Genomic DNA, 12130 nt, shown 5'->3' on the forward strand with positions numbered 1-12130 from the left:
CGTCGCGGAAGCCGCCCGGAGCGTGGGGGCGGCGCGGGGTCGTGGTCGGGGTACCCGCGGCGGTGATGCTGACGCTCGGCCTGTGGGGGCTGGACCGGGGCGGCATATGGCGGGACGAGGCGGTCACCTTCCAGGTCGCGCGACGGACGGTGCCGCAGATCTGGCGGCTCGTGCACGGCGTCGACGCGGTGCACGGGCTGTACTACGTGCTCATGCACGCGGTGCTCGCCGTGCACGCCGACGAGGTGACGCTGCGCCTGCCGTCGGTGGCCGGGGCGGTGGTGGCGGCGGCCCTGGTGGCCGAGGTGGGGGCGCGGCTGGCGGGGCCGCGGGCGGGCCTGTGGGCGGGGCTGCTATACGCCGTGAACCCGATGGTCGGCCACTACGCGCAGGAGGGCCGCTCCTACGCGCTGGTCGCGGCCGGGGTGATGGGGGCGACGCTGCTGCTCCTGCGGGGGGTGGAGCGCGGCGGGTGGTGGGGGTACGGCCTCGTCCTCGGCGTCACCTGCTGGCTGCACGAGTTCGCGGTGCTGGTGGTGCCGGCCCACGCCGTGACGCTGGCGCTGGCCCGTGTGCGGGGGCGGGTGTGGCGGGGGTGGGGGTGCGCGGCCGGGGCGGTCCTGGTCTGTCTGCTGCCGATGGTGGCGGAGTCGCGGGCGCAGGCGGCGCAGGTGGCGTGGCTGCGCAGGCCGACGGCGGAGACGGTGGCGGGGCTGGCGCGGCAGTTCTTCGGCGTCTCGGAGGGGGTCTACTGGGTCTGCCTGGGGCTCGCGGTGACGGGCCTGCTGGCGGGGGCGGCGGGGGTGGTCGGGCGGAGGGAGAGGGGGGTGCTCGCGGGGGTGGCCGGGCGGAGGGGGAAGGTGGCGCTCGCGGGGGTGGCGGCGCCGCTGGCGGTGGTGCCGCCGGCCGTGCTGATGCTGGTCTCGCAGTCCTCGCCGCCGCTGTACGTCGACCGGTACGTGCTGTACGCGCTGGCGGGAGCGCCGCTGCTGGTGGCCGGCGGTGCGGAGTGGGTGGCGGGAGGGGTGGCCCGCCTGGTCGCCGCCGCCCGGTCACGAAGCCGCCGCCCGGTGGTGGGAGGTGTGGGTTACCTGCTGCCCGCCGGCCGGTTGCTAAGCCGCCGCCTGTCGGCGGGAGGCGTTGGCCGCCTGCTCACCGTCGCCCGGTCACGAAGCCGCCGCCCGGTGGCCGGAGGAGTGGGCTGCCTGGTCCCCGCCGCCCGGTCGCGAAGCCGCCGCCCGGTGGTGGGAGGGGCGGTCCGCCTGGTCCCCGCCTCTTGGTCGCGAAGCCGTCGCCCCGAGCACCGGCCCGAGCCGCACCCGGCGCACCTCTCGGCGCCCGCCCCCGCCACCCTCCTCGGCGTACTCGGCCTTCTCGCCCTCGCCCTCGTCCCCCTCCAGCAGTTCTCCCTCCTCCGGCAGGACCGGGACCCCGCCCGGCGCCCGGACGACCTCGCGGCGATCGCGCGGGCGGCGGCGCACGGGGTACGGAAGGGGGACGCGGTGCTGTACCTGCCGGCGTACACGCGCAACACCGAGCTGGCGTACCCGGCGGCGTTCCGCGGGACGCGGGATCTCGCGCTCGCGCGGGCCGGGGACGTGTCCGGGACCCTGTACGGGGTGGAGGTCCCCGCCGCGCGGGTGCGGCAGCGGGCGGCCGGGGTCCAGCGGGTGTGGGTCGTCGCCGACCGGGCTGTGCTGGCGGGGCGGTGGACCCCGCGCAACCCCGGTGAGCGGGCCAAACTCGCCGTGCTCCAGCAGGAGTTCACGGTGCGCGGCGAGGCCGTGCGCGGACGGACCGTCGTACGGCTCTATGTACGCCCCGTCAGTCTCGCGGGCTCCCGGCCTCCGTCGCCGCCGCGGCGTCCAGTGCGCTGGTGAGCCGGTCGAGGCGGGCGCGCAGGTCGGCGATCTCGGCGCGGTCGAAGCCGGTGGAGCGCATGACGCGGCGCGGTACCGCGAGGGCCCGCTCACGCAGGGCCGTGCCCTCCTCGGTGAGCAGGACCCGCACCGAGCGCTCGTCCTCGACGCTGCGCTCCCGGCGTACGAGGCCCGCCGCCTCCAGTCGCTTGACCAGCGGGGACAGGGTGCCGGAGTCGAGCCGCAGCTGTTCGCCGAGCTTCTTGACCGGCAGGTCGCCCTGCTCCCACAGCACCAGCATCACCAGGTACTGCGGGTAGGTGAGGCCGAGGTCCTTGAGGATCACGCGGTAGACGCCGTTGAAGGCGCGGGACGCGGCGTGCAGCGAGAAGCAGATCTGGTTGTCCAGGCGGAGCCAGTCGGTCTCGGTCCCGGCGGGAGAAGCGGTCATGGGTCCAGGGTAGCCCCTCGCCCGGCATTTGGTTGTGGGCAACTTAATTGTGTGCTTCACTTATGGGCGGGAACGCAAGCAAGCCCCACCCACGCAGGACACATCGAGAGGGATGGTTCGTCATGGACGCGCTCTACACCGCCGTCGCCACCGCCACCCACGGCCGTGAGGGCCGTGCCGTCTCCTCCGACGGCAAGGTCGACGTCAAGCTGGCCCCGCCGGTGGAGCTGGGCGGCAACGGCGAGGGCACCAACCCCGAGCAGCTGTTCGCCGCCGGTTACGCCGCCTGCTTCGGCGGCGCCCTCGGTGTCGTCGGCCGCCGGGAGAAGGTGGACGTCACCGATGCCGCCGTCACCGCCGAGGTCGGCATCGGCAAGGAGGGCGAGGGCTTCGGCCTGAAGGTCACCCTGCGCGTCGAGCTGCCGGAGACCGTGGACCGCGAGACCGGCCGCAAGCTGGTCGAGGCCGCCCACCAGGTCTGCCCCTACTCCAACGCCACCCGCGGCAACATCGAGGTCGACCTCGTCGTCGAGTAAGCCGGGCAGCCGCCGTGCCGGCCAGTGGCTCCCCGCCACCGGCCGGCACGGCGTTTCCCCTCCGGCCGTACGACGCTCACGCCGACGTCAGCGCATCCCGTCCCGTCGTCGCCTGTCCCGGCAGTCGGACCGGGTCCGGTAGTGGTTCGTTCAGCAGGAGGGTGTGGACGACGCGGGCGGCGGCTCGGCCGTCCTCGAATTCGCAGTAGCGGGCGCGGAAGCGGGAGCGGAGGTGGGCCGACTCCTCGTTCCGCCAGTCGCCCGAGGTGAACAGACGGGTCAACTCGTCGTACGAGTGAGCGACATGGCCAGGGGGGTCGGCCGGCAGGTCGAAGTAGGTGCCGCGTGTCTGGCGGAAGACCTCCCAGTCGTCGGCGTGGATCACGATCGGCCGGTCCAGGTTGGCGTAGTCGAACATCACGGACGAGTAGTCGGTGATCAGCGCGTCCGCCGCGAGCAGCACGTCCGGCAGATGGGGCTCGTCCGTCGCGTCGACCACGACACCGCGCCGGGCCAGCTCCGTGAGGCCCAGACCGCGGGCGAAGCCGGTCGCCAGCGCGGGATGCAGCCGGACCACCAGCGTGCGGCCCTCGCCGAGGTCGGCCGCGAGGCGGGCCAGGTCGATCCGGTCCACGTGCCCGCCCCTGCGGTAGTCCCGGCGGGTCGGCGCGTACAGCACCACCGTGTGGTCCCCGGGGATGCCGTGCCGTGCCCGGAAGTCGCTCGAACCGCCGTTGACCAGCACGTCGTTGCGCGGGCTGCCGGTGCGCGCCGAGGCGAAGTGGCAGGGGTAGGCCCGCTCGTACACCAGCTCCGCGTAGCGGCTCGCGACCAGGCTGTGGTCCCAGCGGTCGGCCCGGCGCAGCAGCTGCGGGACGTCCACGCCGAGCCGGGCGCCCGGCTTGTCCAGCAGATCGGCGCCGAGGTACTTCAGCGGGGTGCCCTGATGGGTGTGGATGTGCACGCTGCCGGGCCGCTTGGCCGGGACGCCGGTCCACGGCACGTCGTTCACCAGGTACGCGGCCCGCGCCAGGACCTCCGCGCAGCGCCGGGTGCCCGCGATCACATGCTCCACGTCCGGCGGCAGCCCCGCCGCCGTCTCCGCGTCCCGCACCACCCACACCCCGCGCAGCTGCGGAGCGATCCGCTGGGCCGCGCGGTAGACGGCCGCCGGGTCGCCGAGCAGGCCCCGGTGCGCGGACGACGAGTACACCACCAGCTCGGGGTCCAGCGGGCGGCGGGCGTGCAGCGTGGCCCAGCCGGTGCGGGCTCGCCCGGCCGCCGCGCGCCGTGCCGCGCCCGCCCGCCGGGCCGCCTCCCGCGCGGCCCGGCCCGCCTGCCGCCGCAGCCGGTAGGCCGCCCAGCTTCCCTCCAACGCGGATACCTCACCGCTCACTTGGGCGCCCTCCGGCTTCAGCCGGCGGAACAGGGCCGCCGTGCGGCGGAAGAACTCGGCCTTGTCGGCGGGCGGCAGCCGGTCCGGCTTGGCCAGGATGTCCAGGCAGTGCTCGCCCATCTTGCGGTGCAAGTAGGGCCGCCAGGCGTCGAGTTCGGGATGCTCGTCCAGGAAGGCGAAGACACGCTCGTACTGGTCGTGAACGTCGAAGTGCTTGCGGCTGGTGGTGGACAGGATGTTGCCCTGCCTGCGCTGGCGGTAGTTGAGGCAGATCCGGTCCAGCGCGGCGATCCGCCCGGCGCTGAGCATGACCGGGAAGGTCCAGGGGGTGTCCTCGTAGTAGCCGGGCGGGAAGGCGAAGCCCCGCGCCGCGACGAACTCCCGCCGGTAGACCTTGTTCCACACCACCATCAGCAGGTCCAGGATCCGCGGGTACCCGGCCGCCGTGAAGGTGTCCGGGCCGGCCCCGGCGAGCACCTCCGCGAGCGCGTTGCGCCGGGTGCCGCCCCACCAGTAGGTACGCGCGTAGTCGAACACCAGCACGTCCGGGTCGCCGCTCTCCGCCAGCCGCCCGGCGATCGCCGCGAGCCCGCCCGGAGTGAGGGTGTCGTCGCTGTCCAGGAAGAACAGGTAGTCCCCGGTGGCGTGCGGCAGCCCGGCGTTGCGGGCCCGCCCGAGGCCCACGTTCTCCGGCAGGTGCAGCACCTTCACTCGCCGGTCGCGGGCGGCGTACTCGTCGAGGATCGCCCCGCAGTCGTCCGGCGAGCGGTCGTCCACGGCGATCACCTCCAAGTCCCGGTACGACTGCCCCAGCACCGAGTCCAGGCACTCGCGCAGGTACGCCTGCACCTTGAAGCAGGGCACGATCACACTGAAGCGGGGCACGGTCAGCTCCTCACGAGGGTCACGGCGGCGGAGGCGGGGACGCGCTCGCCGAGCGGCAGCACCGGCGGCAGCGCCTGCGGCGGCTCGCCCAGCAGTACCCGCCGTACGACGCGCTCGGCGGCCCGCCCGTCGTCGAACTCGCAGAACTTCTCCCGGAACGCGGCCCGCAGCGCGGTCGACCCGGCGCCCGCGTAGGTGCCCTCGCGGAAGACGGCGGCCAGTTCCCCGGGGGTGCGGGCGACCGGCCCCGGCGGCTCGGCCATCAGGTCGAAGTAGACGCCCCGCGACTGCCGGTAGACGTCCCAGTCGTTGGCGTAGATCACGATCGGCCGGTCCAGGTTGGCGTAGTCGAACATGATGGAGGAGTAGTCGGTGATCAGCGCGTCCGCGGCCAGGCACACGTCCTCGGCACTGCGGTGCGCGGTGACGTCGATGATCCGGTCCGAGTTGCGGGTGCGGCCCTGGTCGTAGAAGTAGTGGGCGCGCAGCAGCACGACGACGTCCTCGCCGGCCGCCGCGCAGAACTCCTCCAGATCCAGGCCGGGTTCGAAGCCGCAGTGGTGGTCGCGGTGGGTGGGCGCGTAGAGCACGGCGAGCCGGTTCTCGGGGATGCCCAGCTCCCGGCGGACGCGGGCCACATCGGCGGCGGTCGCCGTGTAGTAGACGTCGTTGCGCGGATAGCCGTACTCCAGCGCCTCCCAGGAGCCGGGGAAGGCGCGCTCCCACATGCGGGTCGAGTGCCGGTTGGAGGAGAGGTTGAAGTCCCAGCGGTCCACCCGGCCCAGCAGCTTGGTGAAGCTGCCGGAGCGCGCGGCCACCACCGGGTACGTCGACTGGTCCACGCCCATCGTCTTCAGCGGGGTGCCGTGCTGGGTCTGGAGATGCACGCTGCCGGGCCGTTTCACCACGCCCTCCGCGAAGTTGGCGTTGTTGACCAGGTAGGTGGCGCGGGCCAGCAGCTCCCAGGCGCGGTGCGAGCCGAGCACCGCGTACTCCACGTCCTCCGGCAGGGTGTGCTCCTGCCCGGCCTCCACCAGGAACACCTGGCGCAGCCGCGGGGCGAGTTCGCGGGCCTTGGCGTGGATCGCGGCCGGGTTGCAGGCGTAGCCGCGGCCCCAGTAGGCGCAGTACACGGCGAGGTCGGGGTCGAGCGGGCGGCGCAGGGCGGCGCGGTAGCGCAGCCGGGTGCGGACCGCGTGCGGGCGCGGGACGCTCTCGGCGGCCCGGCCCGCGAGCCGGTTGGCGTCGCGCAGGGCGCGGAAGGCGTCGTACGCGCCGACCGCGAGCAGCCGGTGCTGCACCCCGAGGCTGCCGCGCGGCATCCGGTGCCCGTCCGGCCGGAACCGGCGGTACAGACGGGCCGCGCGGCGGAAGAACGCCCGGTGCCCGCGGGCCAGCCGCTCCGGCCGGGCCGCGGTCTTCAGCACCAGCGCGAACAGCTGGTCGAAGAGGGGCCCGGTGCGCTCGGCGGGCAGAGCGTGCTCGGCGGCCCGCGCGAGGACCAGCTCCACCTGGTCGAGCAGGGCGTGCTGGTGTTCGCCGGGCAGGTTCAGCCGGCTGCCCTGCCGGCGCAGCCGGTGCCGGACGACCACCCGGCGCAGTACGGCGATCCGCCGGGCGGCGACCGTGGTCAGGCCGCCCCAGCCGAGGTCCGTGAAGTGGCCCTCCGGGAAGGCGAGTTCATGCCCGGTGAGAAACGCGCGGCGGTACACCGCGCTCCACGCCGGGAGCGCGGCGCCGGTCAGCCGCGGCAGCGCGGCGGGGGCGAAGGCGCCCTGCGGGGCCCCGGCGAACAGCGGTGCGACCGGGTTCACCGGATCGCCCTCCCACCAGGGGGTCCGCTCGTGCTCCACGTACAGCACGTCCACCCCGCCGGTCCCGGTCAGCCGGGCGTCCACGGCCGCCAGCGCGCCCGGCAGCAGCAGATCGTCGCCGTCCAGGAACAGCACGTACGCGCCGTTCGCCGCCCGCATCCCGGCATTGCGCGCCCCGCCGAGCCCGGCGGACGGCGGTGAGTGGACCGGCATCACCCGTGGGTCCCGCCCGGCGTACCCGGCGGCCACCTCGGCGGCCGGGGCGTCGGGCGCGTCGCAGACCGGGATCAGCTCCAGGTCGCCGAAGGACTGGCCGAGGACCGAGTCCAGCGCCTGGGACAGCCGGCCGGCGACCCCATGGGTGGGGACGATAATGCTGAAGCGGGGCATTCTGCTCTTTCTGTCGTTCTTCCTGTCGTCCTGCGGATGCGGCGCTACGGCTGTCGTCCTGCGGACGTGGCTCTACGGCGTCGTGCGCATCCGCCCCGGCCGGCCCGCCGGGCGCCAGGTGGGCGGCCGGCTCGGGGCGGGCCGCGTCGAGCCGAGGGGCAAGGGAACTCCCGGTGATGTCAACGGTGTTCGGCGATCCTGGTGACGGGTCGGTGGCCGGCCGGGTGCGGCACGGTGGCCAACGGGGTCCGTGCCGGGTGCGGGGTGCCCGCCGTGGCCGGGCGGACCGGGTGGCGCGCGCTGAGCGGCACCACCGGGGACGGCTCGGTGCGGCCCAGCACGATGTGCCGTACGACGCGTTCGGCGGCGCGCCCGTCGTCCCAGGGGCAGAACCGCTCCCGGAACGCGGCCCGCAGCAGCGCGGCCCGCGCGCCGTCCCAGTGGCCCTCGGTGAACACGCCGATCAGTTCGTCCTCGTCGCGCCCCACCGCGCCGGGCGGGGCACCGGGCAGATCGACATAGGCGCCGCGGACGGCCTGGTACGTCGCCCAGTCCCCGGTGTGCAGCACGATCGGCCGGTCGAGCCCGGCGTAGTCGAACATGAGCGGCGACTGGTCGGTGAGCAGCGCGTCCGCGGCCAGGCACAGGCTCGCGGGGCAGGGGTGCGCGGAGACGTCGATGACGCGGGCGCCCTCGACCGGCGCGTCCCCGTGGGTGCGGGCGAGCAGCACGAAGCGCGGGCCGAGTCCGTGCGCGAGCCTCGGCAGGTCCAGCGGGAGGTGCTGGGTGCGGCGGTGGTCGCGGCGGGCGGGGGCGTAGAGGATCGCGACGGCGCCCGCGGGGATGCCGAGGGTGGCGCGCAGCCGGGCCACGTCGTCCGGGGTGGCCCGCTGGAAGACGTCGGTGCGCGGGCTGCCGTACTCCAGGGCGGTCCAGCGGCCCGGATGGACGCGCTGCCAGGTCAGGGTGGAGTGCCGGTTGCCGCAGACCACGTGGTCCCACTGGTCGACGTCCCGCAGCAGTGCCGCGGGGTCGGTGTCCGCGGCGGCCGCCGGACGCTCCACGAGGTCGAGTCCCGTGTGTCCGAGGGGGGTTCCGCCGAGGGTGCGCACGAGGATCTGCCCGTCCCGCTTGCGCAGCCCGCGGGTGAGGTGGGCGTCGCCGAACAGGTACGTGGAGCGGGCGAGCGCCGTCCAGTGGGCGGCCGTGCCGGGAGCGACGAGGCGCGGTCCGGCGGGAAGCGGGTGCGGGTGCGCCGGGTCGGCGATCCAGGTGGTGCGCACATGCGGGGCGTACCGGCGCATCGCCTCTTCCAGCGCGGCCGGGTCGCCGCCGTACCCGCCCTGGGCGGCGAACACCGCGCGCTCGGGGCGCAGCGGCAGCCGCCGCTGGACGCGGTAGTGCAGCCGCAGCGCGCCGGAGCGCACGGCGCGCGCCGGGCCCAGCACGAGCGCCCGCAGGCGGCGGCGGGCGGCGGCGGCGTACCGCAGGGCCCGGAAGGTGCGGTGCAGCCCGAACCGGATCAGCAGATGCCGCCGCCGCAGCCGCGCCTTCGGCACCCGGTAGCGGCGGTAGTGGTCGCGGGCCCGGCGCAGGAACTCCCCGTGGCTGCCGCGCGGCAGCCGTCCGGGGCGGGTGAAGACCACGCCGTAGTGGTCGATCATCCGGCGGAACAACTCGGGCTTCCAGAAGGCCAGTTCAGGGTGGTCGGCGACATAGGCGAAGACCCGCTCGTACTGGTCGAACAGATCGAAGTGCTTGCGGCTGGTGGTGGACAGGATGCTGCCCTGGCGGCGCTGCCGGTAGTGCACGCACACCCGGTCCAGCGTCGCGATCGAACCGGCCGCCATCAGCACCGGGAAGGTCCAGGGTGTGTCCTCGTAGTAGCCCGGCGGGAAGGCGAAGCCCTGCTCCGCGACGAACTCCCGCCGGTACGCCTTGTTCCAGGCCACCATCAGCACCCGCAGCAGCCCCGGCCGGTCGGTGAGCCGGAAGGGCGCCCGGCCCCACTCGCTCAGCTCGGCCGCGAGATGGTTGCGCACCCGCCGGCCGTCCCAGTACGTGCGCTCGTAGTCGTACACCAGCACATCCGGTCCGCCGGTCGCCTCGATCCGCTCGGCGATGGCCGCGAGCGCGCCCGGCGTGAGGGTGTCGTCGCTGTCCAGGAAGATCAGGTACTCGCCGGTGGCCTGCGCGATCCCGGCGTTCCGGGCCCGCCCGAGCCCCCGGTTCTCGGTCAGGTGTAACGGCTTGACCCGCGGGTCCCGGACCGCGTACTCGTCGATGATCTCCCCGCACGCGTCCGGCGAACGGTCGTCCACGGCGATCACTTCGAGATCCGGGTACGACTGCGACAGCACGGAGTCCAGGCACTCGGAGAGATACGCCTGGACCTGGTACACGGGGACGATGACACTGAACCTGGGCACGGGACATCCATGGGTCTCTCGGCGCGGGCGTTCTGCCCGGCAACGGCCGAAGGAGTGACGGGGTTACGGCCCGTACGGCATTCGGGGGACATCCGGTGAACGGAGAGGGGCGGTACGGTCTCGGTCGACGTCGGTCCAACGCGCTTTCTGAGTGGCTGCGTTCATCTCTCGCCCGCCACACGACGACGCCCCCGCGCGGACAGAGCCGGCGGGAGCTGTCGTGTCGGTGCCGGCGGCGCTGCGCCTGCTACGGATCGGGGCCGCTCCGGGAAGGAGAGGTCGCGTTTCGTGTGCGGACTACCCCGCTTCGGTGTAACGAACTACCTTATTGGACACCGGAGTTCGGGCTACGAGCGATTCGGACAGCACGTCACCGCGGCCAGGGACAGGTAGGAGGGGCGTTCGAGGTAGAAGCCGTACGACACATCGGCACCTGAGCGCAGTCGTTCGGCGGCCGTGTTCATCAGCCGGGCGAGACGATCAGCGTCTCGATCTCCCTCGGTGGCGAAACGGGGGGAGTGGGCGGCCAGTTGCTCACCAAGCCAAGAGGCCGCCGCGTACGCCTCGCCCCATGTGCCCCTGACCATCGAGGGTGGCTTGATGAGCCAGTACGCCGTTTCCAGGGGCGGGAGGCTGGACGCCGGGAACTCCATGGCCACCTCGCGGTACCGCTGGATCAGCTCCGGCTTGCTTCCGGCAGGGGGCGACTCGGGGTGTGGAGGACGCCGTAGAGCCTCGTGGTCGAACTGCTCTTTGGGACCCGTCCACAGGTAGCCGTGGTGATGCAACGATTGTTCCCGTTCCAAGAGGTGCCGACCGGATCGGGCCCTGGAAGAGGGGGTGGCCCCGGTCCGGCCGGCATGAAGGGGGATCAGACGTTCAGGCCGAAGCGCGCGGGGTCGATACCGGCGGCGTCCAACTCCTTTGCGGTGAAACGCAGCGGCTGTGTGTCCGGCCGCTTGCTGTCCCCCAGGGCCCAGGCGCCGTCACCGATCCGGGCCAGGGTCACGCAGGCTTCACCGTCCGGGTGAGTGTTCCCCCCCGCACGCCTTCACGAATGAGGCCCCGCTGATGTCGAGCGCGTACAGATCACTTCCGTCCAGCATCACTGCACCTTCCTGCCCAACTGTTCGCGGCCATGGCTGACCGCCGCCGCCCACTTCGGGCGGGAGTTCAGGTGGCCCCTCGGCCAAGGTCCGTCGAAGGGCGTCGTGAGTCCGGGCACTTGAGAGTTCCGCGCCGGCACCGGGGCCAGTCCAGTGCAGAACCGGGGGCCATGTCGGCACCCTCCGGGCCGGGAGAACTCTTCTGCACCATGACCGCGCCGCCCACGCCGAACGCTTCGGATAGACGGGAGAGGAACTGCCTGGCCTCGCTCCCACCCGAGCGGAAGGCCGATTCGGTTTTCTGAGTGCTGCCCTCGTCCATCGCCACGTGCCTTCTCACTCGATTTCGCGTCGATGCGGCGACCGTAGGAGGCAGACGGTGACGTGCTCCACGAACTTGCATGAGTTTGCATGGCAATTGGTGTGGCTGATAGCTGTATGGACACTGTCTCACCAGGCCAACGAAGCTGCTGCAAGTCCGAGCAAGTACTCAGATCATGGAGTCAGCAATGGCCGTAGAGTTCATTGGAATCGACCCCGACACGGACCGGGACCACTGCCCCACCGTGTGGGCGGACGTGGAAGCTCAGGAGATCTTGTTGCAGGGCTGGAAGCCGAGCGCCGAGACTCAGACGGAGTGCGAGGCGAGCAGCCCCGCGAACGGATCAGTACCTGACAGTGAAGCCATCGTCAGGATTCCGGCCCGTATGATCCCGATGATCAGGGAGGCCTGTGATGCCGTCGAGCGTGCCCAGCTTCGCTGAGCTGCTTGGCCAGTGCGAGCGGTCCGCCGTCCACCTGGAACTGCGCGACTCCTACGCCCCGACGGACCGGTTCGAGGCATGGAAGGGAGGCGAACGGATCAACTGGGAGGACCAGGCATCCTGGTGGCACCCCTACGACCAGTTGATCAAGGACACCGTGGGCCGTGGTGTGGCGATCCGTCGGGCCCGAGTGATCTCCGAGCCTGTATCGGAGTACATCCGCTGGGAGCACTACGTCACGCGCGCCAACATCACGGCGGGCGAGGAAGTGCGCTGGTTGCCACGGCGACGGGCCACGAGTATCGCCCTGCCTGGCAATGACTTCTGGCTCTTTGACGGCTCCCTACTCCGGGTGCATCACTTCTCGGGTGACGGAGTGGTGGTGGAAGACGAGATCACGACGGACCCGCAGGCCTTGAAGCTGTGCTCCGCGGCCTTCGAAGCGGTCTGGGAGCGAGCGATCCCGCACCACCTGTACGAGATCTGACGAAAGCCGGCTC

The 12130-nt window shown here is 72.9% G+C and carries 9 protein-coding genes and 1 pseudogene; 4 read left to right on the top strand and 6 right to left on the bottom strand.

The annotated features are described in order from the left end of the window. Positions 1–41: 41 nt before the first annotated feature. Positions 42–1880 carry a glycosyltransferase family 39 protein gene (locus ACE4Q9_RS20535; RefSeq protein ID WP_397985685.1) on the top strand — a complete coding sequence of 613 codons (1839 nt, stop codon included), beginning with the start codon at positions 42–44 and terminating at the stop codon, positions 1878–1880. Here the strand turns inward: ACE4Q9_RS20535 and ACE4Q9_RS20540 are convergent. Beyond that, a complete protein-coding gene (locus ACE4Q9_RS20540; protein ID WP_397985686.1) occupies positions 1825–2310 on the bottom strand; it encodes a MarR family winged helix-turn-helix transcriptional regulator in 486 nt (161 codons plus the stop codon). The genes ACE4Q9_RS20535 and ACE4Q9_RS20540 overlap by 56 nt on opposite strands. Positions 2311–2432: 122 nt before the next feature. On the opposite strand from ACE4Q9_RS20540, the gene ACE4Q9_RS20545 reads away from it, so the two are divergent. Then, positions 2433–2846, top strand: coding sequence for an organic hydroperoxide resistance protein (locus tag ACE4Q9_RS20545; RefSeq protein ID WP_397985687.1), 414 nt, complete (start codon positions 2433–2435; stop codon positions 2844–2846). 76 nt (positions 2847–2922) lie between these two features. Here the strand turns inward: ACE4Q9_RS20545 and ACE4Q9_RS20550 are convergent, their stop codons facing one another. From ACE4Q9_RS20550 to ACE4Q9_RS20570, 5 genes and pseudogenes are all read right to left on the bottom strand, one after another. Then, entirely contained in the window at positions 2923–5127 is a 2205-nt protein-coding gene (locus ACE4Q9_RS20550; protein WP_397985688.1) for a CDP-glycerol glycerophosphotransferase family protein, read from the bottom strand. A gap of 2 nt (positions 5128–5129) precedes the next feature. Next, positions 5130–7331: a CDP-glycerol glycerophosphotransferase family protein gene (locus ACE4Q9_RS20555; protein ID WP_397985689.1), complete on the bottom strand. Its 2202-nt coding sequence runs from the start codon at positions 7329–7331 to the stop codon at positions 5130–5132. A gap of 179 nt (positions 7332–7510) precedes the next feature. Further along, positions 7511–9760: a CDP-glycerol glycerophosphotransferase family protein gene (locus ACE4Q9_RS20560; RefSeq protein WP_397985690.1), complete on the bottom strand. Its 2250-nt coding sequence runs from the start codon at positions 9758–9760 to the stop codon at positions 7511–7513. Positions 9761–10107: 347 nt separating this feature from the next. Next, positions 10108–10548 (bottom strand): hypothetical protein, encoded by a 441-nt coding sequence (locus ACE4Q9_RS20565; RefSeq protein ID WP_397985691.1) that lies wholly within the window; start codon positions 10546–10548, stop codon positions 10108–10110. Between the two features lie 83 nt (positions 10549–10631). Next, positions 10632–10866: pseudogene (locus tag ACE4Q9_RS20570) on the bottom strand (DUF397 domain-containing protein). A gap of 509 nt (positions 10867–11375) precedes the next feature. Here ACE4Q9_RS20570 and ACE4Q9_RS20575 point away from each other — a divergent pair. Both ACE4Q9_RS20575 and ACE4Q9_RS20580 read left to right on the top strand, forming a co-directional pair. Then, the gene (locus ACE4Q9_RS20575) at positions 11376–11630 is read left to right on the top strand and encodes a hypothetical protein (protein WP_397985692.1); all 255 of its coding nucleotides are present in this window, start codon (positions 11376–11378) and stop codon (positions 11628–11630) included. Beyond that, the gene (locus ACE4Q9_RS20580) at positions 11602–12117 is read left to right on the top strand and encodes a DUF6879 family protein (RefSeq protein ID WP_397985693.1); all 516 of its coding nucleotides are present in this window, start codon (positions 11602–11604) and stop codon (positions 12115–12117) included. The genes ACE4Q9_RS20575 and ACE4Q9_RS20580 overlap by 29 nt, the downstream gene beginning before the upstream one ends. Positions 12118–12130 lie beyond the last annotated feature (13 nt).

The organism is Streptomyces sp. AM6-12, from assembly GCF_044327085.1.
In the GTDB taxonomy this organism is placed as follows: Bacteria; Actinomycetota; Actinomycetes; order Streptomycetales; family Streptomycetaceae; genus Streptomyces.

What these genes read in the sequence shown, in the direction of transcription:
- ACE4Q9_RS20540 (WP_397985686.1), bottom strand. Translation starts at nt 2,310, where the DNA reads ATGACCGCTTCTCCCGCCGGGACCGAGACCGACTGGCTCCGCCTGGAC.
- ACE4Q9_RS20545 (WP_397985687.1), top strand. Translation starts at nt 2,433, where the DNA reads ATGGACGCGCTCTACACCGCCGTCGCCACCGCCACCCACGGCCGTGAG.
- ACE4Q9_RS20555 (WP_397985689.1), bottom strand. Translation starts at nt 7,331, where the DNA reads ATGCCCCGCTTCAGCATTATCGTCCCCACCCATGGGGTCGCCGGCCGG.
- ACE4Q9_RS20575 (WP_397985692.1), top strand. Translation starts at nt 11,376, where the DNA reads ATGGCCGTAGAGTTCATTGGAATCGACCCCGACACGGACCGGGACCAC.
- ACE4Q9_RS20580 (WP_397985693.1), top strand. Translation starts at nt 11,602, where the DNA reads ATGCCGTCGAGCGTGCCCAGCTTCGCTGAGCTGCTTGGCCAGTGCGAG.